Annotated in this window: 24 protein-coding genes and 1 tRNA gene; 13 read left to right on the forward strand and 12 right to left on the reverse strand. The window is 61.8% G+C overall.

What is annotated here, in order from left to right; all coding sequences use genetic code 11:
* The first annotated feature begins 144 nt into the window (after positions 1-144).
* Entirely contained in the window at positions 145-684 is a 540-nt protein-coding gene (locus tag LPB73_RS25305) for a MarR family winged helix-turn-helix transcriptional regulator (protein WP_158596735.1), read from the forward strand.
* Positions 685-711: 27 nt separating this feature from the next.
* On the opposite strand, the gene LPB73_RS25310 is transcribed toward LPB73_RS25305, so the two are convergent.
* The 7 genes from LPB73_RS25310 to LPB73_RS25340 are packed head-to-tail and all read right to left on the reverse strand — an operon-like array spanning position 712 to position 8,910.
* Positions 712-1,401, reverse strand: a complete 690-nt coding sequence (locus LPB73_RS25310; protein ID WP_175369389.1) for a response regulator — start codon at positions 1,399-1,401, stop codon at positions 712-714.
* Entirely contained in the window at positions 1,398-4,118 is a 2,721-nt protein-coding gene (locus LPB73_RS25315) for a sensor histidine kinase (protein WP_231078600.1), read from the reverse strand. Before LPB73_RS25315 ends, LPB73_RS25310 begins: the two co-directional genes overlap by 4 nt.
* A 40-nt stretch (positions 4,119-4,158) precedes the next feature.
* Positions 4,159-4,764, reverse strand: a complete 606-nt coding sequence (locus LPB73_RS25320) for a K(+)-transporting ATPase subunit C (protein ID WP_231078601.1) — start codon at positions 4,762-4,764, stop codon at positions 4,159-4,161.
* 11 nt (positions 4,765-4,775) lie between these two features.
* The gene (gene kdpB, locus LPB73_RS25325) at positions 4,776-6,899 is read right to left on the reverse strand and encodes a potassium-transporting ATPase subunit KdpB (RefSeq protein WP_231078602.1); all 2,124 of its coding nucleotides are present in this window, start codon (positions 6,897-6,899) and stop codon (positions 4,776-4,778) included.
* A gap of 20 nt (positions 6,900-6,919) precedes the next feature.
* Positions 6,920-8,623, reverse strand: a complete 1,704-nt coding sequence (gene kdpA / locus LPB73_RS25330; protein ID WP_231078603.1) for a potassium-transporting ATPase subunit KdpA — start codon at positions 8,621-8,623, stop codon at positions 6,920-6,922.
* A 28-nt stretch (positions 8,624-8,651) separates the two neighbouring features.
* A complete protein-coding gene (locus LPB73_RS25335) occupies positions 8,652-8,741 on the reverse strand; it encodes a K(+)-transporting ATPase subunit F (protein ID WP_081421711.1) in 90 nt (29 codons plus the stop codon).
* A 10-nt stretch (positions 8,742-8,751) separates the two neighbouring features.
* Positions 8,752-8,910: a hypothetical protein gene (locus LPB73_RS25340; protein WP_158596734.1), complete on the reverse strand. Its 159-nt coding sequence runs from the start codon at positions 8,908-8,910 to the stop codon at positions 8,752-8,754.
* Positions 8,911-9,121: 211 nt separating this feature from the next.
* On the opposite strand from LPB73_RS25340, the gene LPB73_RS25345 reads away from it, so the two are divergent.
* From LPB73_RS25345 to LPB73_RS25355, 3 genes are all read left to right on the forward strand, one after another.
* Positions 9,122-9,580, forward strand: a complete 459-nt coding sequence (locus tag LPB73_RS25345) for a hypothetical protein (protein WP_414716823.1) — start codon at positions 9,122-9,124, stop codon at positions 9,578-9,580.
* A gap of 114 nt (positions 9,581-9,694) precedes the next feature.
* Complete coding sequence (locus tag LPB73_RS25350) at positions 9,695-10,618, forward strand: 2-dehydro-3-deoxygalactonokinase (RefSeq protein ID WP_414716824.1); 924 nt, start codon at positions 9,695-9,697, stop codon at positions 10,616-10,618.
* Positions 10,615-11,250 carry a 2-dehydro-3-deoxy-6-phosphogalactonate aldolase gene (locus tag LPB73_RS25355; RefSeq protein ID WP_231078605.1) on the forward strand — a complete coding sequence of 212 codons (636 nt, stop codon included), beginning with the start codon at positions 10,615-10,617 and terminating at the stop codon, positions 11,248-11,250. Before LPB73_RS25350 ends, LPB73_RS25355 begins: the two co-directional genes overlap by 4 nt.
* Positions 11,251-11,399: 149 nt before the next feature.
* Here the strand turns inward: LPB73_RS25355 and LPB73_RS25360 are convergent.
* A tRNA-Leu gene (locus LPB73_RS25360) sits at positions 11,400-11,486 on the reverse strand.
* 163 nt (positions 11,487-11,649) lie between these two features.
* On the opposite strand from LPB73_RS25360, the gene LPB73_RS25365 reads away from it, so the two are divergent.
* Positions 11,650-12,618 carry a complex I NDUFA9 subunit family protein gene (locus LPB73_RS25365; RefSeq protein ID WP_231078606.1) on the forward strand — a complete coding sequence of 323 codons (969 nt, stop codon included), beginning with the start codon at positions 11,650-11,652 and terminating at the stop codon, positions 12,616-12,618.
* A gap of 69 nt (positions 12,619-12,687) precedes the next feature.
* Here the strand turns inward: LPB73_RS25365 and LPB73_RS25370 are convergent, their stop codons facing one another.
* Positions 12,688-13,497, reverse strand: a complete 810-nt coding sequence (locus tag LPB73_RS25370; RefSeq protein WP_231078607.1) for an undecaprenyl-diphosphate phosphatase — start codon at positions 13,495-13,497, stop codon at positions 12,688-12,690.
* A 205-nt stretch (positions 13,498-13,702) separates the two neighbouring features.
* On the opposite strand from LPB73_RS25370, the gene LPB73_RS25375 reads away from it, so the two are divergent.
* Positions 13,703-14,395, forward strand: a complete 693-nt coding sequence (locus tag LPB73_RS25375; RefSeq protein ID WP_068730287.1) for a glutathione S-transferase family protein — start codon at positions 13,703-13,705, stop codon at positions 14,393-14,395.
* Positions 14,344-15,579, forward strand: a complete 1,236-nt coding sequence (gene queG / locus LPB73_RS25380; protein ID WP_231078608.1) for a tRNA epoxyqueuosine(34) reductase QueG — start codon at positions 14,344-14,346, stop codon at positions 15,577-15,579. Before LPB73_RS25375 ends, queG begins: the two co-directional genes overlap by 52 nt.
* Here queG and LPB73_RS25385 read toward each other — a convergent pair.
* Both LPB73_RS25385 and LPB73_RS25390 read right to left on the reverse strand, forming a co-directional pair.
* A complete protein-coding gene (locus LPB73_RS25385) occupies positions 15,539-16,009 on the reverse strand; it encodes a nuclear transport factor 2 family protein (RefSeq protein ID WP_231078609.1) in 471 nt (156 codons plus the stop codon). The two genes, queG and LPB73_RS25385, sit on opposite strands and share 41 nt — an antisense overlap.
* Positions 16,010-16,075: 66 nt before the next feature.
* Positions 16,076-16,858 carry an alpha/beta hydrolase gene (locus tag LPB73_RS25390; protein ID WP_231078610.1) on the reverse strand — a complete coding sequence of 261 codons (783 nt, stop codon included), beginning with the start codon at positions 16,856-16,858 and terminating at the stop codon, positions 16,076-16,078.
* Positions 16,859-17,180: 322 nt separating this feature from the next.
* On the opposite strand from LPB73_RS25390, the gene infC reads away from it, so the two are divergent.
* On the forward strand, positions 17,181-17,720 hold the full coding sequence (gene infC / locus LPB73_RS25395; protein WP_086936983.1) for a translation initiation factor IF-3: 540 nt from the start codon (positions 17,181-17,183) through the stop codon (positions 17,718-17,720).
* A 112-nt stretch (positions 17,721-17,832) separates the two neighbouring features.
* Here infC and LPB73_RS25400 read toward each other — a convergent pair whose 3' ends face one another.
* On the reverse strand, positions 17,833-17,979 hold the full coding sequence (locus tag LPB73_RS25400; RefSeq protein WP_176454502.1) for a hypothetical protein: 147 nt from the start codon (positions 17,977-17,979) through the stop codon (positions 17,833-17,835).
* A gap of 293 nt (positions 17,980-18,272) precedes the next feature.
* On the opposite strand from LPB73_RS25400, the gene rpmI reads away from it, so the two are divergent.
* From rpmI to LPB73_RS25425, 5 genes are all read left to right on the forward strand, one after another.
* Entirely contained in the window at positions 18,273-18,473 is a 201-nt protein-coding gene (gene rpmI, locus LPB73_RS25405; RefSeq protein WP_068730283.1) for a 50S ribosomal protein L35, read from the forward strand.
* 68 nt (positions 18,474-18,541) lie between these two features.
* A complete protein-coding gene (rplT, locus tag LPB73_RS25410; protein WP_068730282.1) occupies positions 18,542-18,901 on the forward strand; it encodes a 50S ribosomal protein L20 in 360 nt (119 codons plus the stop codon).
* 206 nt (positions 18,902-19,107) lie between these two features.
* Positions 19,108-20,190, forward strand: coding sequence for a phenylalanine--tRNA ligase subunit alpha (pheS, locus tag LPB73_RS25415; RefSeq protein ID WP_089263024.1), 1,083 nt, complete (start codon positions 19,108-19,110; stop codon positions 20,188-20,190).
* Positions 20,187-22,592 carry a phenylalanine--tRNA ligase subunit beta gene (gene pheT, locus LPB73_RS25420; RefSeq protein WP_231078611.1) on the forward strand — a complete coding sequence of 802 codons (2,406 nt, stop codon included), beginning with the start codon at positions 20,187-20,189 and terminating at the stop codon, positions 22,590-22,592. Before pheS ends, pheT begins: the two co-directional genes overlap by 4 nt.
* The gene (locus LPB73_RS25425; protein WP_231078612.1) at positions 22,589-23,356 is read left to right on the forward strand and encodes a sulfite exporter TauE/SafE family protein; all 768 of its coding nucleotides are present in this window, start codon (positions 22,589-22,591) and stop codon (positions 23,354-23,356) included. Before pheT ends, LPB73_RS25425 begins: the two co-directional genes overlap by 4 nt.
* The last annotated feature ends 61 nt before the right edge of the window (positions 23,357-23,417 follow it).

Raw genomic sequence — 23,417 nt, forward strand, 5'->3', positions numbered from 1 at the left:
TTATCGAACGAAAGTGCGCGCTGTCAAGCATGGCTGGCCTGCTATCAAAACGCACTGGTTCCAACTTGTTTGTGCGTAACGCCGCCGCTATACGACTCATAGGTGTGCGGGGACCTGATGGCGATTAAGAGCAAATCACGTAAAATGAAGGTAGAACCGACGATTTCGCGGCCACAATTGATGGTCGACGGATCGGATCGGGCTTTCCGTCAATTTGTCCATGACACATTGGCGTTTTCGGCGCGGCTTCAGGCTGTGCGCGGGCAACTCGGCGCAGTGATCGGCCTGTCCGGCACGCAATACACCGTGCTGATTGCCATTGCTCATTTGAGCGGCACGGATGAGAAGATCGGCGTCAATCAGGTCGCCGAGCACCTGCACTTCAGCGGCGCGTTCATTACGATCGAGATCAACAAGCTGGTATCAAACGGCCTTGTTGAAAAAGAGACCGATGAGGAAGATCGCCGCCGTGTCATTCTGACCATCACGCCGAAAGCGCGCGCGCTGCTCAATGAATTGGCACCCGTTCAGCGTCCGGTGAACGATATGCTGTTTCGCAGCATGTCGGCTGCGGATTTCGAGCGAACGCGCAAGCTGATGTCGGAGATGGTGGACGCCGCCGACGAGGCGATCCGGCTGCTGGACTACAACGCACCGGCATCGGTCGCCCGGCAGACCAAATAACCTGCTGTTTGACGGGTTTGTCGTTAGCTATTCTCCGGCGCGCAGCCGGTAGCCGATACCCGTTTCGGTCAGGACGAATTGCGGGCGCTCCGGATCGAGCTCGATCTTTTGACGCAGCTGGCGGACATAAACGCGCAGATATTGTGCGTCGGTGAGCTCGTCCCACAATTCCTTCAGCAGAAACCGATGGGTCAGCACCTTGCCGGCATGCTGCACCAGGACCCGCAGCAACTCATATTCCTTTGGTGACAGTTTCACCTCACGGTCACCCACCTTGACGATGCGACGCACCAGATCGACCGACAATTCCCCGGAGCGGAATACCGGCCGCTCGCCATGAACCTGTAGCTGATGCCTGAGCGCGGCCCGCATGCGTGCCAGCAGCTCATCCATGCCAAACGGCTTGGTGAGATAGTCGTCGGCACCGAGATCGAGCGCCTGCACCTTGCCAGCTTCATCGCCGCGGCTGGACAGCACCACGATCGGCACGCTGTCGTCGCGGGCGCGAATCATCTGCAGCAGATCGTGGCCCTGGATGTCCGGCAGGCCCAGATCGAGAATGATCAAAGCGGGCTTCTCCGCCAATTTCTCCAGCGCGATCTTGCCGTTGCTGGCCTCAAGGATGTCATAACCCTGGGTGCTGAGGCCCATGCGCAGCAATTTGCGGATCGGCGGCTCATCATCGATGACCAGGACCTTGATGGCGGCGGTGTTCATGCGGCGGTGTCCAGAGCTTCGGAGGCCGGCGGGATGGGAAGGCGGATGGTCAGCACGGCGCCTGATCGGTCGGCGCGATTGGTGGCCGAAATAGTGCCACGCATTGCCTCAACAAAGCCCCGGGAGATCGCAAGGCCGAGGCCGGTGCCCGCCCGAACGTGATCGCCCTTGTTGGCGCGATAGAATTTATCGAACACCTGCTCGAGATCGGCGGGTGGAATGCCCGTCCCCTCGTCCGTCACCTGCAGCGAGACTGAGTCCGCATCGCGCATGGCCCTGATCGTGATGGTGGTGTCATCCGGGGCATATTTCGCGGCATTGTCGAGCAGATTGAACAGCACCTGCTCGAACAATACCGCATCAAGCTCCAGCATGGGCAGGTTTGGCGCCAGATCGAGCGCGACGCGATGCCTGCTGAGGATCTTGCCGGCCCGGCGCAGCGCGCTGCCGACGATCTCCGCGAGATCCTGCAGCGTTGCATTCGGCACCACGGCACCGGACTCCAGTTTGGTCATATCCAGCAGATTAGCGATGAAACGGTTCAGCCGCTCGGATTCGTCGATCACCGTGCCGAGCAGATCGGCCTTCTCGGCCTCGCTGAGCTTCGGCGATAGATCGCGCAGCGTGGAAGCCGCACCGAGCACGGAGGCCAGCGGCGTCTTCAGATCATGCGAGATTGAGGTCAGCAACGCCTGACGCAGTCGGTCAGATTCGACGTTGCGCTCGGCGCGGTCCATGTCTTCGACGAGCTGTACGCGCTCGATGGCGAGTGCGCTCTGATCCACAAGCGCATCCAGCAACCGGCGCTGGTCAGGTGTCAGCAATGGCCCAGTGCGATCATCGTCGATGCCGATCACACCGATCGGTCCACGACCGGTCCGCATCGGCAGAAACAGCCGCTTCGCGCCGGGCAATGTTTCAGAGCCACGACCGGCGGGGCGATCATTGCTCCAGGCCCAGTTGGCAGCGGCCAGATCCGCCTTGTCCAATTCGTCCTCAGGCGGATATCCGGCCTTGACGGTGATCACACCCTGCTCCGGCAACAGCAACACAACCCGCACCTTCAGCATCAATGCGATCTGATACGCGCTCGCCCACAGCACGTCGTCAAGCGCCGCCGTACCCGCGAGTTTGCGGCTGAACGCATAGAGCGACTCGGTTGTGCGCACACGGCCAAAGGCCGAGACGGCCTGGGTACGCACCCGCGCCGCGACATTGGACACGAGAATGGCGATCAGCATGAAGAAGAAGAAGGCCGCCACATTGGTCGGATCGGTGATGGTGAGCGTATAGACCGGCGGCAGGAAGAAGAAGTTATAGCTCAGCGATGCCACGACGCTTGCCAGCAGCGATGGCCAGAGACCAAAGCGCACGGCGACGCCGACCACGGCGGTGAGAAACATCAGATCGACATTCTCGATCCCGAAGATCGGACGCAGCAGCGTTGCGGCTCCAAGAGCCACCGCCACGACCGCCAGCGCCGCAATATAGGGCTTTGCATCGAACGGCTCGACGCGATCGGTCATCTGCGCACGTTTCGCAGCCGGCTCCGTTGGCAACGCATCGCCGGCGATCACATGCACACTGATATTGCCGGCGCGCCGGACGAGATCATGGACCACCGAACCGCGCACCAGTTCGAACCACCATGACCGCGATGCCTTGCCAATCACGATCTGGGTGACGTTGTTGGCATGGGCATAGCCGAGCAGATCGTCGGCGATGCGCCGGCCTGCGCCCGGAATCGTCAACGCTTCGGCGCCAAGCGCCTCGGCGAGCCGCAACGTATCAGCAAGCCGGTCGCGCTGTTCTTCAGTGAGTTGAAGGCTGCGCCGCGTCTCGATGCTGACCGTCGTCCACGGCGCGTGAAGCCGATCCGCGAGACGCTTGGTGTAGCGCACCAGCCCGGCTGAGCGCGGGTCCTCACTGATACAGACCAGAATGCGTTCGCCGGCAGCCCACGGGCCGGCAATGGCATTGGCCTGCATATGCGTGAGCAATTGCTCATCGACGCGATCCGCCGTGCGACGCAATGCCAACTCGCGCAGCGCCGTGAGATTGCCGGGCGAGAAATAATGCTCCAGCGCGCGCTCGGCCTGTTTGGGAACGTAGACCTTGCCTTCCTTCAGGCGCTGGATCAGATCGTCCGGGGTGAGGTCGATCAGCTCGATGGCGTCTGCACGATCGAACACCGAATCCGGCACGGTCTCGCGCACCCGCACATGAGTGATTTGGGCGACCACATCATTCAGACTTTCGATGTGCTGGATATTGACCGCCGTATAGACGTCGATCCCTGCGGCCAATAATTCCGCGACGTCGAGATAACGCTTGGGATGGCGGCTGCCCGGCGCGTTGGTATGAGCGAGTTCGTCCACCAATGCGATCTGCGGGCGCCGCGCGATCAGCGCATCGAGATCCATTTCCTCGAGTTGCTGGCCCTTGTGATCGATGCGCTTGCGGGGAAGCACCTCAAGGCCGGTCAACAGCGCCTCGGTCTCGGCGCGCCCGTGGGTCTCGACCACGCCAACCACTACATCGATGCCCGCCTTGCGCCTGGCATGGGCGCTCTGCAGCATCTCATAAGTCTTGCCGACGCCGGGGGCGGCGCCGACAAAGATCTTCAGCCGCCCGGCGGCATCTTCCTCGCGCCTTGCTGTCTCCAGCAAGGCCTCAGGCGAAGGTCGTTGGTCGGGATCGCGGCGCTGATTTGCCATAAGGCAATATAGTCTCCGCTACGGCTGCGGCCTAGGCGGCCTACTTCGGTGCGGCGGCGTCCAGCGCGAGATTCAAGGCAAGAACGTTAACGCGCGGTTCGCCTAGCAGACCGCCGAGGCGGCCTTCGACCTTATCTGTCACCAGCTGGCGGACGCGGTCCTCCGGCAGCTTGCGCGCCTTGGCGATGCGGGGCACCTGAAACAGCGCACCCTCCGGCGAAATGTTCGGGTCGAGACCACTGCCCGAGGTGGTCACGAGATCGATCGGCACCGGCATCGACGGGTTCTCTGCCTTCAGTTTCTCGACGTCCTCCTTCACGCGGTCGATCAGCGCCTTGCTGGTCGGGCCGAGATTGGAGCCCATCGAGTTGATGGCATTGTAAGGCTGCGGCACCGTCTTGGTGGAATCCTGCGGGTCGGGACCCAGGGTCGCCGACGGGCGGCCGTGGAAGTATTCCTCGCCCTTGAATTCCTGACCGATCAGGGACGAGCCGACAACCTTGCCGTCCCGTTCGATGAGGCTGCCTTGCGCCTGGTTCGGCATGATCGCTTCGGCGACGCCCGTCATCGCGAGCGGGTAGCCGAGACCGGTGATGGCCGTGAGGCCGAGCAGCAGAACGATGGCCGGGCGAATTTCTCTCAACATAGCGTAACTCCTCAAACTAGGTGCAGGGCGGTGACAACGAGGTCGATCGCCTTGATACCGATGAACGGAACGATGATGCCGCCGAGGCCGTAGATCAGCAGGTTGCGGCCGAGCAGCGCGCCGGCGCCGATCGGGCGATAGGCGACACCTTTCAGGGCCAGCGGAATCAGCGCGATGATGATGATCGCATTGAAGATGATGGCCGACAGAATGGCGCTCTGCGGGCTCGCCAGCTTCATGATATTGAGCGCCTCAAGCTGCGGATAGAAGGCGAGGAAGATCGCCGGGATGATGGCGAAGTACTTCGCCACGTCATTGGCGATCGAGAACGTGGTCAGCGCCCCCCGCGTCATCAGGAGCTGCTTGCCAATTTCGACGACCTCGATGAGCTTGGTCGGATTGGAGTCGAGATCAACCATATTGCCGGCTTCACGCGCTGCCTGCGTGCCGGTGTTCATCGCAACGCCCACATCGGCCTGAGCCAGTGCCGGCGCGTCGTTGGTGCCGTCGCCGCACATCGCCACCAGCTTGCCCTTGGCCTGCTCGTCGCGGATGAGCTGCAGCTTGTCCTCGGGTGTGGCCTGCGCCAGGAAATCATCGACACCGGCTTCGGCTGCGATGGCTGCAGCGGTCATCGGATTGTCGCCGGTGATCATGATGGTGCGGATACCCATGCGGCGCAGTTCGGCGAAACGCTCACGGATGCCGCCCTTGACGATGTCCTTCAAATGGATGACGCCGAGCAGCTTGCCATCGCGCGCGACCGCCAACGGGGTGCCGCCGCCCTTTGCAATCTCGTCGGAGATCGCCTGGATTTCACGTGCCGTGTCCGACATCGCGGCCGGCTGCATCGCACGCACAGTGTTGCCGGACGCCACGGCGAACGACGCGCCACCGTTGACGTAAGCGAGTATCGAATCCACCGCGCCCTTGCGGACCGACGAGCCACCGGCATCGACACCGCTCATCCGGGTCTGTGCGGTGAACGGCACGAAAGTCGCCGACAGTTCGGCCATGTCGCGGCCTCGGATGCCGTATTTCTCCTTGGCCAGCACGACGATGGAGCGGCCTTCCGGGGTTTCGTCCGCGAGCGATGCAAGCTGCGCCGCATCGGCCAGTTCCTGTTCGGTCACGCCGCGCACCGGACGGAAGGCTGTCGCCTGACGATTACCGAGCGTGATGGTGCCGGTCTTGTCGAGCAGCAGCGTATCGACGTCGCCGGCAGCTTCCACCGCACGACCGGACATCGCCAGCACGTTGAAGCGCACCAGACGATCCATGCCGGCAATGCCGATCGCCGACAACAGTGCGCCGATGGTGGTCGGGATCAGGGTCACGAACAAAGCCACCAGCACCACCACCGAGATCGAACCACCGGCATAAGCCGCATAGCTCGGGATCGTCACCGTCGCGAACACGAAGATGATGGTGAGGCCGACCAGCAGAATGTTCAGCGCGATCTCGTTCGGCGTCTTCTGTCGCTCAGCGCCTTCTACCAGCTTGATCATGCGATCGATGAAGGTCGAGCCTTGCGCCGCAGTGATGCGGACGCGAATCCAGTCGGACAGCACCTGCGTGCCACCGGTGACCGCCGAGCGATCGCCGCCGGATTCACGAATGACAGGTGCGGACTCGCCGGTGATCGCCGCCTCATTAACTGAAGCCACGCCTTCGATCACTTCACCGTCGGACGGGATGTTGTCGCCAGCTTCCACCAGAACGACATCGCCGACCTTCAGGCTGGTGCCCGAGACCATGCGGTAGCTCTTGTCGCCGCTGTCGCTGCCGGTGAGCAGCTTGGCCTGGCTTTCGGTGCGGGTCTTCTTCAGCGATTCCGCCTGCGCCTTGCCGCGCCCTTCGGCGACGGCTTCGGCAAAATTGGCGAACAGCACCGTGAACCAGAGCCAGAGGATGATCTGGAACGCAAATCCCAGATCGCTTCCGCCGGTGATGACGTTCTTGATGAAGATCACCGTGGTGAGTGCGGCGACGACCTCGACCACGAACATCACAGGATTTTTGATCATCAGTCGCGGATCGAGTTTGGTAAAAGCCGAGCCAATGGCTGGGATGACAATTTTCGAATCGAGCATGGCCGAGACCGGCACCCGCTTCTGCAGTTTCAACGTTTCCATGGACATAACTCCAAATCCGATCAGAACAGGGTGCTGGCGGTCATCGCGAGGTGCTCGACGATCGGCCCGAGCGCAAGTGCCGGGAAGAAGGTGAGACCGCCGATGATCAGGATCACGCCGATCACGAGGCCGACGAACAATCCGCCGGTGGTCGGCAAGGTGCCGGCCGAAGCCGGGATCGACTTCTTCGCGGCCAATGATCCGGCCAGCGCCATGGCTGGCACGATCATGAAGAAGCGGCCGACGAACATCGAACTCGCCAGTGTGAGGTTGTAAAAGAAGGTGTTGCCGGTGAGGCCGCCGAAAGCCGAGCCGTTATTGCCGGTGGCCGAGGTGAAGGCGTAGAGCACCTCGGTGAAGCCATGCGGCCCGGCATTGGCCATCGACGCCACCGCCGAAGGCAGCACCACCGCCACCGCGGTCCAGCCGAGATACATCAGCGGCAACACGAGAATGGCGAGCATCGCCATCTTCACTTCGCGCGCCTCGATCTTCTTGCCGACATATTCCGGCGTGCGGCCGACCATCAGACCGGCGACGAAGATCGCCAGCACGACGAACAGCAGCATGCCATAGAGACCGGCACCGACGCCGCCGACGATGATCTCGCCGAGCTGCATGTTGATCAGCGGGATCATGCCGCCAATCGCTGTAAACGAGTCATGCATCGCATTGACCGCGCCGCAGGACGCCGCCGTCGTGATGACCGCGAACAGACTGGACGCGACGATGCCGAAGCGCAGCTCCTTGCCTTCCATATTACCGCCGGTGAGACCAAGTGCATTCAGGCCTGTGGTGCCCGAGGCTTCAGCGCCATAGGTGATCGCGACGCCGGTAATGAACAGCACGCCCATCACGGTCAGGATCGCCCAGCCTTGCCTGGGGTTGCCGACCATACGGCCGAACACATTGGTCATCGCCGCACCCAGCGCGAAGATCGAGATCATCTGGATGAAATTCGACAGCGCGGTTGGATTTTCGAACGGATGCGCCGCATTGGCGTTGAAGAAGCCGCCGCCATTGGTGCCGAGCATCTTGATGGCGACCTGCGAGGCGACGGGGCCGACCGCGATGGTCTGCTTCGCACCTTCCAGCGTCGTCGCATCGACATAGGCGCCGAGCGTCTGCGGAATGCCCTGCCAGACCAGGAACAGCGTGTAGACGATGCAGATCGGCAGCAGCACATAGAGCGTGCAACGGGTGATATCGACCCAGAAATTACCGATGGTGCGCATCGACGACCGTGCAAAGCCGCGGATCAGTGCCACGGCCAATGCGATGCCGGCCGCTGCCGACAGAAAGTTATGTACCGTCAGACCCAGCATCTGGGTCAGATACGACATGGTACTTTCGCCGCCGTAGTTCTGCCAGTTGGTGTTGGTGACGAAGGAGATCGCGGTGTTGAAGGAGAGATCTTCGGCTACCGCGGACTGCCCGGCAGGATTGAACGGCAGCACGGCCTGCAGCCGCATGATCGCGTAGAGACCGAGGAAGCCGACCACGTGGAATAGCAGCATGGCAACCGTATAGGTCAGCCAGTGCTGCTCACGTTTCTCGTCGACGCCACCGATCCAGTACAGCCCGGCTTCGACCGGTCGCAGAATCGGAGAGAGGAAAGTACGCTCTCCATTGAAAACGGATGTCATGTAGCCGCCGAGCGGCTTCACCAGCGCGAGAACCACCGCGCAGTACAGAGCAATTTGAATCCAGCCAATCATTGTCATGTCAGTTGACCTTTTGAGGTGCGCGCGCTCAGAACCGCTCGGGCCGCAGCAGCGCGTAAGTGAGGTAGATCAGCAATGCCGCGGACACGAAGCCGGCGAGCGTGTAATCGAAAATCATGATGCGCTCCTCACAGCCGCTCGCAGGCATAGGCGTAGCCCAGGGTGAGAATGAAAAAGCCAAGCCCGAGGGCCAGCATGACGATGTCCAGCATGGAATGCTCCTGATGCAATGACTGCGGCGGCACGGAGCAAACGGCTCGCGCGCCCGATGCACGATCAGGTGCCATTCAGGACGTAGGTTTTCGAGATGAGGCCAGCAGCGAACTTATAGGAATCTCATAAAGACGTGGCGGAGCGCGTGCGCGTGCGCCGCTAATCCTCGGGCGCTTATGCAGCCTTTATATCTTCGTGCCCGAAGCTGCCTCGTATTCAAATGACGGACTACGGATATTGCATGATGCGGTCTTCCGAAGATCGCGCTGTTCATGGAGACCCGTCATGTCGTTCATCTCGATTCAGCGAACGCCCCTTTCCGAAGCGCCATCCGAAACAGCTCCGCTTGACGCTACGAGTTTCACCGCGATTTGCCTCACCACCTGCAAGCGCCTGCCGGCAATGCGTCGCACAGCGGAGGCCCAGCGCCTCGATCGCCTGGTCGCTGCCGGCGCCTGGACCGATGCTGCGCTTGCCTTGATCGCGATCGAACTGCCGCGGTGGCAACTGCGTCGGCTCGCTTATGACGAAGGTGAATGGCATTGCGCTCTCTCGAACCAGCGTGACCTTCCTGACTGGTTGGACAGCGCCGTCGAGACGCATCACCCAGACATGGCGATGGCGATCCTGGATGCATTTCGCGCTGTTGTTAGCCGCGGAGGCACGCCGCATCTGACGCAAGCGCCCGTGCGCGTAATCCAACCCACCGATTCCGAGCCGATGCTGTGTGAGAATTACTGTTGAGCGAAGAGGGTCGGTACGAAATGCCGTAGCTTGACCGCCGCGAACAGACTTCCAAGAGTGAGGCTTTCGGCTATGCTCGGCACAAATTCGTGCCATGACAAGCCAGAGCAAAACGTGACAGCAGACAAACCGGCCTTCGTCGCGGTCGATTGGGGCACCAGCAGCTTTCGAGGCTGGTTGATGACCGCCGATGGCAGCGTGCTTGCGGAGACGCGCGGGCCTGAAGGCATGCTGCATTGCGCGGCTGCAGGCTTCGCTCCGGTGCTCGCTGATCACCTTGCCAAACTTGGCGGAATGCAGAACGTACCTGTGTTGATCTGTGGTATGGCCGGCGCACGACAGGGCTGGATCGAGGCGCCCTATCTGCACACACCGACACGCCTCGACGCCTTGCACGACGGTGCGCAGCGCGTCGACGCGCAAGGCGACGTGCGTATCCTACCCGGCATCGCGCAAGCCGACGCCGCGGCACCCGACGTCATGCGTGGCGAAGAGACGCAACTGCTCGGCGTGACCGAACCCGACTTCACCGGTCTGGTCTGCATTCCCGGCACCCACAGCAAATGGGTCTGGATCGAGTCCGGCAGCGTGGTGTCATTCACGACCTATATGACCGGCGAGCTCTTTTCAGTCATCACTCAGCACAGCATCCTGAAACACGCGGTGGATCACGACGCACGGTCGCCCGCCGCGAATGACGGGTTCCGCGATGGCCTGCAACGCGCGCTCGATACGCCGGTCGGCTTGACCGCCTCGCTATTCAGCTTGCGCGCGGCGCAACTGCTCGGCTTCCAGCAACAGGCCGACGGCGCGGCGCGCCTGTCGGGCCTCCTGATCGGCACGGAAATCGCCGATGCCGGATCGCGCTATGGCACGCGGCATCCGGTGCGCCTGATCGGCGCCGGCGCGCTCAAGGATCTCTATGCTGCAGCGCTTGCCGCGGCCGGCTTCGAGGTCGCCATCGTCGATGCCGAACGCGCGTCGCAACACGGCCTGACCAAGGCCGCAATCCATCTGTGGGGAGCTCAGTTCAGATGAAGCAGCCAATCCGTTGGCCCACCGTGAAGCGTCCGCTCGTCGCCATCCTGCGCGGCGTGCAGCCCGACGAGGTGGAGGGCATCGTCGAGACGTTGATCGACACCGGCTTCGAGATGATCGAAGTGCCGCTGAACTCGCCCGATCCGTTCGAATCTATCGCACGGATCTGCAAACGATTTGGCAGCGACACCCTGATCGGCGCCGGCACTGTCCTCACCGCGAATGACTGCGCCCACGTCGCCGATGTCGGCGGGCGTCTGATGGTGAGCCCGAATGTCGACGTCGATGTGTTGGCAATTGCAGCGAGCCGCGGCATGGTCACGATGCCCGGCGTGTTCTCGCCGACCGAAGCTTTCCTCGCCCTACGTGCAGGAGCTTCCGCCCTGAAATTCTTTCCGGCATCGATCCTCGGCCCGTCCGGCATCGCCGCCATTCGCGCGGTTTTGCCCAGGGATGCCGTGATCGGGGCTGTTGGTGGTGTTTCCGACCGGAATTTCACGGACTATGTCGCCGCCGGCGTACAGGCCTTCGGTCTTGGCAGCAGCCTGTATCGGCCCGGAATGAGCGCTATCGAAGTGAAGGCGACCGCACAGGCTTCTGTCGCGGCCTATGATCAGGCGATGGCCCGTTAGAAACAGGGTGCAATGTCTGTTCGCGGTTGGCGCGCGCTTCGCGGCGGCGGCAACGCAGAAACACCTCCGCGCCCGCACGCATCGACCGCGCAGCCCCAAACTGTCAAATTCAATGAATTGCTCTGAATATCAGAGACTTAAGAGCACCGTGGTGCCCAGGAAAGGACTCGAACCTTCACGGCCGTTAAGCCACTGGCACCTGAAGCCAGCGCGTCTACCAATTCCGCCACCTGGGCACGTGCGAGGCACGTGGCGCGGTTAGTAGGGGGCCGTTACGCGCTTGTCAAATTGCTTCGTTCAATTCCAAATCCGCTGTACAGGCCTCGCGCGTTGGCGTATCGCGAATTGGTCTAAATTCCCCCGTTTTGCCCTTGCATGACTGACTCAAGGAACTGATCCATGGCTGCCCCCATCGACACCCTCGTTACGGTTTTCGGCGGATCCGGCTTCGTGGGACGCCATGTGGTCCGCGCGCTGGCCAAGCGCGAATACCGGATCAGGGTCGCCGTGCGTCGGCCGGAACTGGCCGGCCATCTGCAACCGCTTGGCCGTGTCGGACAGATCAATATCGTTCAGGCCAATTTGCGCCACCCCGCCTCGATCAAGGCCGCGATGCGCGACGCCAGCATCGTCGTCAATCTGGTGGGTATCCTGACCGAAAGCGGCGCGCAGACCTTTGATGCCGTGCAGGCGCGGGGCGCCGGCGCGGTGGCGCAGGCCGCCGCCGAGATCGGCGCGCGGATGGTGCAATTTTCAGCCATCGGCGCCGATGCCGATTCCGAATCGGCCTATGCCCGTGCCAAGGCAGCCGGCGAGCAGGCCGTGCTGGCGGCTGTGCCTTCCGCGACCATCCTGCGCCCATCGATCGTGTTCGGCCCCGAGGATCAGTTCACCAATCGATTTGCCAATCTCGCCCGGATGGCCCCAGTGATGCCGGTGTTCGGCGCCACGACCAAGATGCAGCCGGTCTATGTGGGCGATGTCGCCCAGGCTGCGGCCGATGCCGTCGACGGCAAGACCAAGCCGGGCGCCACCTATGAACTCGGCGGTCCGGAAGTGCTGACGATGAGTGAAATCATCGACATCATCCTCGCGACCATCGAGCGCAAGCGCATGACGCTGCCGGTGCCGACGGCCATCGCCAAGCTACAGTCCTATTTCCTGCAATTCGCCCCGGGCGACTTCAAACTGACGCCGGATCAGGTCGCCATGCTTGGTGTCGACAATGTGGTGTCGGAAGCCGCCAAGATCGCTGGTCTGACGCTGGATGGCCTGGGTATTGCCGCTGATTCGCTAGAAGCGATTGCGCCACAATATCTCTGGCGCTTCCGAGCCACCGGTCAGTTCGCACATAACGGCATAAACTGACGATATCGTCCCCGCCTGGCACGCCGAGGGCGTGCGCGGCGGGGATGACAGCAGGATGTTTGGCAAAATTCAGTAGCCCAGCGCCAGCGCGATCAGGCCGAGCGTACCGACGATCACGCGCCACCATGCGAACAACGCGAAGCCGTGGCGGGTCACGTAGCCGAGAAAGCTTTTCACCACGATGATCGCGGTGATGAACGACACCACGAAACCGATAACGATGATCACGCCGTGATCTACCGAGAGATCGGCCCGGCTCTTGTAGAGATCGTAGACGAAGGCACCGACCATGGTCGGGATCGCCAGGAAGAACGAGAACTCCGCCGCTGCGCGCTTTTCAGCACCGAGCAGCATAGCGCCGACGATGGTCGCGCCGGAGCGCGACACGCCGGGAATCATCGCCACGCACTGCGCCAGACCGATCTTGAGATACATCGGCAACGGGAACGTCGTGGCATCGTGATGCACAGGCTCAAGATCGAGCTGATCGACCCAGAGCAGGATCGCGCCGCCAACGATCAGCGAGAAACACACGACCCACGGATTGAACAAATAGCTTTTGACATAGCCGCCGGCAGCGGCGCCGATGATGGCAGCAGGCAGGAACGCGATCAGTACGCCGATCACGAAACGGCGCGCCGCAGCGTCGCCTTTGAACAGGTTCAGCGCGATATGCCACAACTTGCCGAAGTAAAGTGCAAGGATCGCCAGAATGGCGCCGAGCTGGATCAGCACGGCGAAGCTCTTCCAGAAATTGTCCTCGCCCAGATCGAAGAAGCGTTCCGCGAGCAGCAGATGCCCCGTTGAGGAAACTGGCAGGAACTCGGTGACACCCTCGACAATGCCGAGAATCACCGCCCTTATCGCATCAGACATCATCTGCTTATCTGTCCTTCGTCAGTGTGGGCCTGAAAAAGCCGGGTTCTTCTCGCCTATTCCCTTCATTGCTGCAATCGCAAATACCATCACATTCGCGGGTTGCCTCAGAGCCAAGCTTCGCTAGTTTGGCGCGCGCTGCGTGACACTTTTACCACCGACGCAACCGAGACGCTTTCTTAACGACCGCATAACTATCAAGGCCCGCATGTACACGCTTTACCATCACTCGTTCTGTCCGCATTCCCGCTTCATTCGTCTCGTACTCGGCGAATACGGACTCGACCTCACACTGGTGGACGAGCGGCCGTGGGATCGGCGCGAGGCATTTCTGGCGCTCAATCCTGCGGGAACTACGCCTGTGCTGCTCACCGATGGTTTCCCGCCCATTCCTGGCGCCGGGATCATCGCCGAATATATCGACGAGACCCATGGACCGGAGATGGGCGATCGCCGCCTGCTACCTGTCGCGATGGCGGAACGCATCGAAGTGCGCCGGCTGATGGCGTGGTTCAACGAGAAATTCTTCGAGGAAGCGTCCGGCCCACTGGTCACCGAACGCATCTACAAGCGCTTCATGAGCGAAGAGGTCGGCGGCGGCGCCCCGGCGATGGATGTGATTCGCGCAGCCACCGCAAATGTGCGCTATCATCTGGCCTATATCGGCTGGCTGGCGCGGACACGCAATTTTCTGGCCGGTGACCGACTGACTTATGCGGATCTGGTCGCGGCAGCTCATCTGTCGGCGATCGACTATCTGGGCGATGTTCCATGGAGCGAGGACGACGCGGCGAAGGCGTGGTACGCGCGGGTGAAATCCCGTCCGTCGTTCCGACCGCTGCTGAGCGAGTGGCTGGCGGGCGTGCCAGCATCGCGGACCTATGTGGATCTCGATTTCTGAGCCCACCCGCTGACGATGTGATCGCCACGCTTCCCGCCGATCTCAAGGATAGGCTGACGCGCGAGGCGAAGGCGCTGGGCTTCGATTCAATCGGGATCACCGATCCGGACGCCATCGCCGGCGTACGCGAACGGCTACAGGAATTTCTCAACGCCGGCGCCCATGGTGACATGGAGTGGCTTGCCGACAATCCCGACCGCCGCGCCGACCCCAAGGTGATGTGGCAGGACGTTCGCTCCGTCATCATGCTCGGCGTCAATTACGGACCCGACGAGAATCCGCTCGAGATCCTCAAGCAACGCTCGCACGCCGCGATCTCGGTCTATGCCCGCGGCGACGATTATCATGACCTCATCAAGAAGCGCCTGAAGCTGCTGGCGCGATGGCTGATCGCGCAAGCCGGCGGCGATGTGAAAGTGTTTGTCGATACGGCTGCCGTGATGGAAAAGCCGCTCGCCGGCGCCGCAGGATTGGGCTGGCAGGGCAAGCATACCAATCTCGTGTCGCGCGAATTCGGCTCATGGCTGTTTCTCGGCGCGATCTTCACCACGCTCGAACTGCCGCGCGATGCGCGCACCATCGATCACTGCGGCTCGTGCCAGGCCTGCCTCGACAGCTGCCCGACATCGGCCTTTCCGGCGCCTTACAAACTCGATGCGCGGCGCTGCATTTCCTATCTCACGATCGAGAACAAGGGCCCGATCCCGCGCGAATTCCGCAAGCCCATGGGCAATCGCATCTATGGCTGCGACGATTGCCTCGCCGCCTGCCCATGGAACAAATTCGCTCAGGAGGGCCGCGAGATCAAACTCGCCGCACGCGATGAGTTGCGTGCCCCGTCGCTGGCCGAACTCGCGAAGCTCGACGATGCGGCTTTCCGCGCGTTCTTTACGAAGTCACCCGTGAAGCGCATTGGCCGTAACCGCTTCATTCGCAATGTGCTGATCGCCATCGGCAATTCGAACGACCTATCACTGGTAAGCGATGCGCAGCGGCTGCTGGACGATGAAAGTCCTGTGGTGCGCGGGGCAGCGATATGGGCGCTGTCGCAACTAATGCCCGCAGACGAATTTGCTGCGCTCGCTACGCAACTCGGCGACGCTGAAAAGGATGGGAGCGTGAACGACGAATGGCAGCTTGCGCTCAGTTCGTCAGGTGTCGCGCCATCTCCGGTCGCGCTTTGAGCGCTTCACCCTGCTTGGCGACGATCTTGGCGATGCGCTCCGGCGCGAAATGCAAATCGACGAAGGCCGGCGCCGTATTGGCCACTTCATGATAGCTCACGATCTTGCCGTCACGCAGCGTCATGATCGCAACGCCTTCGAACATCGCGCGGCCGCCATTGGCCTCCGGGAGTTTCGAGCGATAACTGAACGTGTAGCGCGCATAGAGCGTGGTGCCGTCGCTGACGGGCGTGTGCATGTCCCAACGAAAATCTTCCGCGGTCCGATAGAACCAGTCGTCGACCATGTCGGCGATTTTCACGCGGCCTTCGAATGCGCCGTAGAAGACGTCGTGATAGACGCCGTCTTCAGTGAACAGCGCAGCGAAGCTCTGGCCGTCACGCTGTTCAACGGCATCGCAAAATGCGCGCAAGAGTGCCGTAGCGTCCATCCGAATTCCTCCCGCTGATTGATCGCTCTTTTCAGGCGAGCCTATTCAACGGTACGGGTGATGCAATCAAAACTCCGCCACAGCCGACAATAGTCGCGCAATGTCCTGCGGGCGCGACAGCCGATGGTCGCCGTCCTGGATCATGGTCAGCACGACGTCGTCACTCGGCAGCCGTTCGGCCAGACGGAAAGCATGCTGCCAGGGCACGTCGGGGTCCTGCCTGCCTTGCAAAATCCGCACGGGGCAACCGACATCGATCGTACCGCCGAGCAGCAGGTGATTGCGCCCCTCTTCGATCAACCGCCGCGTGATCGGATAGGGCTCGCCATATTCCGACGGGCGCAGCCATTGACCGATGGTCTCGATCTCCGCGCGGATTTCCGGCGAGAAGCCTTTCCACATCAGCTCTTCGGTGAAATCCGGCGCCGGCGCGATCAGCACCAGGCCCTTCAGCGTCGCGCGCCCCGCTTTGCTGCGTCGGGCCAACGCGCGCGCCAGCAGGAGTGCCATCCAGCCGCCCATCGACGAGCCAATCACCACCTGCGGCCCCTGACAGGCCGCATCAAACACTGCGAGGCCATCCTCCAGCCATTGGCCGATGGTGCCATCGACGAAATCGCCGCCGGATTCGCCGTGGCCGGAATAGTCGAAACGCACGCAAGCGCGGCCGTGCTCGGCGGCCCAGGCATCGAGCGCCACCGCCTTGCCGCCCTGCATGTCGGATTTGAAGCCGCTCATCCAGAACAGGCCCGGAGCAGCGCCGTCGCGGACCCGCATCGCGATCTGGCGGCGGCTACTGCCTGTACCTGCCGTGATGAAAGTGGGGTCGGTCGATACCGTTGTGCTCATCAAACCATCCTTGTTCGACCCTGAAATGCCGATTGCTGTTTGATTGAGCAGGTCGGGATCGTCAACGTCGATCCTCAACGTCCATACCATCCCAGGGAACGTCCGCCTCGATGCCGCGTTGCGCTCCTGTCAACCACGGCTTGCAGAACGGGTCTGGGAACTCTATTTGACCCAAGTCAGCGGTGTACTGCGCCTATGGCCTTTCGCGTGACGAAATTGCCTCGTATTTGAGTGATTGACGCTGCGTTGCGTGAGTTTGCTTGCTCCAAACGCCTTATTCCTTCACACTGCGGCCTTCCTAAACAACATTGGAGAGTTACCCATTCGCCGTCCCAACAGAGCCCCGCCCGCCGCAACCAAAGACGGGCCGCGCACCAACGATGAAATTCGCAATCTGCAGATCCAGCTGATTGATCAGACCGGCCTCAACCACGGCACCGTGGAAACCATTGCTGCGATCAAGATGGCGATGGAAGCCGGTATGGATCTGGTCGAGATTTCGCCGAATGTGAGCCCCCCCGTCTGCAAGATCATGGACTACGGGAAGTTCAAGTATTCGGCGCAGAAGAAGGCCGCCGAGGCCCGCAAGAAGCAGAAGATCGTCGAAATCAAGGAGATCAAGCTCCGCCCGATGATCGATGATCATGACTACGACGTGAAAATGCGCGCAATGCAGCGCTTCTTCGAAGAAGGCGACAAGGTCAAAATCACCTTGCGCTATCGTGGCCGCGAAATGGCGCACCAGGAAATCGGTACCAAGCTGCTCGACAAGGTCAAAGCAGACGTCGCCGAATACGCCAAGGTGGAGCAGGACGCGCGCTTCGAAGGTCGTCAGGTGGTGATGGTGCTCGCACCGCGCTGATCACAGCGCCGACTGACCTTAACGAGGTTGGTAATCAGGAATTTCGGCCCGTCAGATTTCTGGCGGGCCTTTTTCTTTGGGCGTATTCTGAGATCGTTCGGAGCTGGGCGGCTCAGCCCGAAATGAGGGCGAGTGCACCGGCCAGCGCGAGAGCCGCGGCGAGGCCAGCGGCTGCGAACATCCAGCGGGTGGCGGTCTGAGCAGCAGCATCTTGCTGGATGGCAACCGCCCTTGCGGCGGCACGTGCATTCCGGGCCATTGTCGTCGTCCCTCTGTTTCTCTGGTCCGGATCACATAGGCATCCGGGGCGCGTCGGACCAGTCTGAAGCCATGCGCTAAACAGAGTGTTGAGCCGCGTTAATCGTTGCCATCGGAGCATTCCTCTGCCATAAGCGCAACCTTCGTCGCCCGGCTGATTAAGGGCTGCCGTGTCGACGACTGTGCTGACTTCCCGCAAACGGCGGTTAGTTGAGCATTTTCAACGCTCTAACGAGCATTTTAGCCGACGCAACGCCTTTCGGGGCGCTTTCTGCGTGGCCATAGGAGAGCCAAATGCCCAAGCTGAAGACCAAGTCGGGCGCTAAAAAGCGCTTTAAAGTCACCGGAACGGGTAAGGTTATGGCCGCCCATGCCGGTAAGCGCCACGGTATGATCAAGCGGACGAAGAAGCAGATTCGTCAGCTCCGCGGCACCCGCGTGCTGTTCAAGACCGACGGCGACAACATCAAGCAGTACTTTCTGCCAAACGCCTGATCGCCCTTACGCCGCTTCATTGCGGCGGATATCACCCCTTTTGTTATTTCAGATGAAGGAGATCAGTCATGGCTCGCGTAAAACGCGGTGTGACGGCTCACGCCAAGCATAAGAAAGTCTACAAGGCCGCCAAGGGTTTCCGCGGTCGCCGCAAGAACACCATTCGCGCCGCAAAGGCTGCCGTCGACAAGGCCGGCCAATATGCGTTCCGCGATCGCAAGCGCAAGAAGCGTACGTTCCGCGCGCTCTGGATCCAGCGTCTCAACGCGGCCGTCCGTCCGCTCGGCATGACCTACAGCGTGTTTATCAACGGTCTCGCCAAGTCCGGCGTGACGGTCGACCGCAAGGTGCTCTCGGATCTCGCGATCAACGAGCCGGCGGCGTTCAACGCGATTGCTGAGAAGGCCAAAGCTGCACTCGCAGCCTAAGCCAGCAAAGGCCGCACTGGCGGCCTGAGCTCTCCACTCCGCGTATTCATCGACATTGTCATGGCCGGGCAGAAGCGTTCACGCGCTCCTGTCCCGGCCATTGACGTCTTAATCCCTGTGATACCCGTGCTGTAGAAGCTGGTGCCCGGCGTTCCGTCGGACGCGCAGACAGCAAGAGGCGCCCGCCTCTCTCATCGAGGTTGCTGATGTCCGATCTGACGACGCTCCAACAGACTATTCTGGCCGATATTGCCAATGCCTCCGACGAAGCCGCCCTGGAAGCCGTGCGCGTCGGCGCGCTCGGCAAGAAGGGTTCGATCTCCGCGCTGTTGTCGACTCTCGGTAAGATGACGCCAGAAGAACGCAAGACCGAAGGCGCGGCCATCAACCTGGCCAAGGACACCGTCACGCAAGCGCTGACCGCGCGCCGCGATGTGTTGAAATCCGCAGCCCTCGATGCACGTCTCGCTTCCGAGACCATCGACGTGACGCTGCCGCTGCGCGATGGCCCCGCTGAACTCGGCCGCATTCATCCGCTCAGCCAGACCTGGGACGAATTGACGACGATCTTCGCCGATATGGGCTTCGCCGTCGCCGAAGGTCCGGATATCGAGACGGACGACTACAATTTCACCAAGCTGAATTTCCCCGAGGGCCATCCCGCCCGCGAGATGCACGACACCTTCTACTTCAATCCGAAGGAAGACGGCTCGCGCCTGTTACTGCGCACGCATACATCACCGGTGCAGGTGCGCACCATGCTGAGCCAGCAGCCGCCGATCCGCGTAATCTGTCCGGGCCGCACCTATCGCAGCGACTCTGACCAGACCCACACGCCGATGTTCCATCAGGTGGAAGGCTTGGTCATCGACAAGGGTTCGCATCTCGGCCACCTCAAATGGATCCTGCACGAATTCTGCAAGGCATTCTTCGAGGTCGACAACGTCAATATGCGTTTCCGTCCGTCGTTCTTCCCGTTCACGGAGCCGTCGCTGGAAGTCGATATCCAGTGTCGCCGCGACAAGAACGAGATCCGCTTCGGCGAAGGCGAAGACTGGCTCGAGATTCTCGGCTGCGGCATGGTGCATCCGAATGTGCTGCGCGCCTGCGGCATCGATCCCGACGTGTATCAGGGCTTCGCCTGGGGCATGGGCATCGATCGTATCGCGATGCTGAAATACGGCATGGCCGACCTGCGTCAGCTGTTCGAGGGCGACGTGCGCTGGCTCAATCACTATGGCTTCAAGCCGCTTGAAGTACCGACGCTGGCCGGAGGACTGAGCACGTGAAATTCTCCCTCTCCTGGCTGAAGGATCATCTCGACACCGACGAGTCGCTCGAGACGCTGACCGACAAGCTCACCATGATCGGGCTCGAGGTCGAGCATATCGACGACAAGGCGAAGCTGTTGAAGCCGTTCACGATCGCCGAGATCGTCACGGCCGAGCAGCATCCCAATGCCGACCGCCTGCGCGTCTGCACCGTCAATGCCGGCGATGACAAACCGCTGCAGATCGTCTGCGGCGCGCCGAATGCGCGCGCAGGGCTGAAGACGGTTCTCGCCAGGCCCGGCACGTTCATCCCGGGCAAGGATTTCACCATCGGTCTCGGCAATATCCGCGGCGTCGAAAGCCAGGGCATGTTGTGCTCGGCGGGTGAACTCGGACTCCCCGACAATATCGATGGCATCATCGAGCTGCCGGCCGATGCACCCGTGGGTGCGATCTATCCCGACTGGGCCAAGCTCGGCGACCCCGTCATCGAGATCAACCTGACGCCGAACCGTCAGGACTGCACCGGCGTGTCGGGCATTGCGCGCGATCTCGCCGCGGCCGACATGGGTGTATTCAAGAATCCCGGCATCAAGCCGATCAAGGGCGAATTTCCCTGCCCGGTGAAGGTCACCGTTGAAGACGCCAAGCTGTGCCCCGGCTTCGCGCTGCGTCTCGTGCGCGGCGTCAAGAACGGCCCGTCGCCGGAGTGGCTGCAGAAGAAGCTGACCTCCATCGGCCTGCGCCCGATCAATGCGCTGGTCGACATCACCAACTTCCTGACTTTCGACCGCGCCCGTCCGCTGCATGTGTTCGATGCGTCCAAGGTAAAGGGCGACATCGTTGTCCGCCGCGCACGTGACGGCGAGACGCTGCTCGCGCTCGACGGCAAGACCTACACGCTCGACAGCAAGGCCTGCGTCATCGCCGACGACAATGGTGTCGAGTCGCTCGCCGGCATCATGGGCGGCGAAGCCTCCGGCTGTTCGGAAGACACCACCGATGTACTGATCGAATCCGCGCTGTGGAACGAGATCAATATCGCGCAGACCGGCCGCAGGCTCGGGATCAATTCCGACGCGCGTTATCGGTTCGAGCGCGGCGTCGATCCGGTCTTCATGGTGCCCGGTCTCGAACTGGCAACCAAGCTGGTGATGGAACTGTGCGGCGGCGCACCGTCGGAGAGCATCGTGGTCGGCAAACCTTACGGTGACGACCGCATCATCGACTTCCCGATTGCCGAGGTGAAGCGCCTCGCCGCCATCGACGTGCCATTCCCGGAGATGCGACGCATCCTGACGCATCTCGGCTTCATGGTGGCCGGCAGCGGCCCCGTGGTGAAGGTCGCAGTGCCGTCATGGCGTAGCGACGTCACCGGCAAGGCTGACATCGTCGAAGAAGTCATGCGCATCTTCGGCGTCGACAAGGTGCCGATGACGCCATTCCCGCGCGGCGACGCCCCGCGCAAGCCGGTACTGACGCAGATCCAGCAGCGTACCCGCCGCGCCAAGCGTGGACTGGCCGCGCGCGGCCTCGTCGAGGCCGTGACATGGTCGTTCATCTCGAAGCCGCATGCCGAAGTGTTCGGCGGCGGCGCACCTGAACTGGCGTTGGCCAACCCGATCGCCGCCGATCTCTCCGACATGCGGCCGAGCCTGTTGCCCGGACTGATCGCAGCCGCTCAGGCCAATGCGCATCGCGGTTCGTCCGACCTCGCGCTGTTCGAAGTCGGCCAGATCTTCCGCGGCGATCGCCCGCAGGATCAGTTCATGGCTGCATCCGGCGTGCGGCGTGGCCTCGCCTCGTCGGCTGGCAACGGCCGTCACTGGTCCGGCGCCAGCGCTGCGAATGCGCTCGACGCCAAGGCCGATGCCTTTGCAGTTCTCGCAGCCGCAGGTGCGCCGATGCAGGCGTTGCAGATCGTCGCTGGTGGCGCCGACTGGCTACATCCCGGCCGGTCCGGCACGATCCAGATCGGTCCGCAGAACGTCCTCGGTCATTTCGGCGAATTGCACCCGCGCACGCTCGAAGCACTCGGTGCCGACGGCCCGTTGATGGCGTTCGAAGTGATCCTCGATCGCATTCCCGATGCCAAGCAGAAGGCGACCCGCGCCAAACCGACTTTGGAGCTCTCGGCGTTCCAGCCTGTATCACGCGACTTCGCCTTCATCGTCGATCGCAAGGTCAGGTCCGGCGACATCGTCCGTGCGGCAGCCGGCGTAGACAAGAAGCTGGTCACCGCTGTGACCGTGTTCGACGTCTACGAAGGCAAGGGCATCGACGACGACAAGAAGTCGGTGGCCATCGCTGTCACGATCCAGCCGCGCGAGAAGACGCTGACTGATCAGGAAATCGATGCGGTGGCAGCGAAGATCGTGGCGGAAGTAACGAAGAAGACGGGCGGCACGTTACGCGCATGATGGAATCACTCGGCCTGGTCCAGTATTCGACCACGTCGCTCGTTTTTATCACCGTCACCGCCTTCATCGCCGGACTGGCCCGCGGGTTTTCGGGCTTCGGTTCGGCGCTGATCTTCATGCCGCTCGCCTCAAGCGTGGCGGGCGCGCAGGTCGCGTCGCCCTTGCTGCTGCTGATCGACTTTTCGACCACGCTGACGCTGATCCCGAACGCCGCAAGACGAGCCGACAGGCGCGACGTCAGCATCATTTCGCTGGGCGCACTTATTGGCGTGCCGCTCGGCACGATGGCCTTGGCCTGGGCCGATCCGCTGACTGTTCGTTGGGGCATCGTCGCACTGATCGTCACGATGCTGACGCTACTGATCTCCGGCTGGCGCTATCCCGGTAAGCCGACCGTTCCGGTGACGGTCAGTGTCGGCGGCGTCGCCGGCTTTTTTGGTGGCTTGGCGCAACTCGGCGGCCCGCCCATAGTGATGTATTGGCTGCGAGACGCGGCAGTCGCTGCCGTCACCCGCGCAAATATCATCCTGTACTTCGCGGTGGCAGACGTCTTGATCATCATCAGCTATACGATCGGCGGATTGTGGAATTCCGCCATTCTCGGCCTCGCGGTGATTACCGGACCACTGTTCGGTCTCGGCCTCTGGCTCGGCTCGAAACTTTTCGGCAAGGCCAGCGACGAGCTGTTCCGCAATATCTGCTACGCCCTAATCGCCGTCTCGGCGCTGATCAGCCTGCCGCTGTTCGACGGGATATTTCACTGACGCTTGCGTGACTTGCGGCGCCAGCCGGCGCGGCGTTAGGGTCTCTCCAATTCAAGAACAA

The organism is Tardiphaga sp. 37S4 (assembly GCF_021044645.1).
Taxonomy (GTDB): Bacteria; Pseudomonadota; Alphaproteobacteria; order Rhizobiales; family Xanthobacteraceae; genus Tardiphaga; species Tardiphaga robiniae.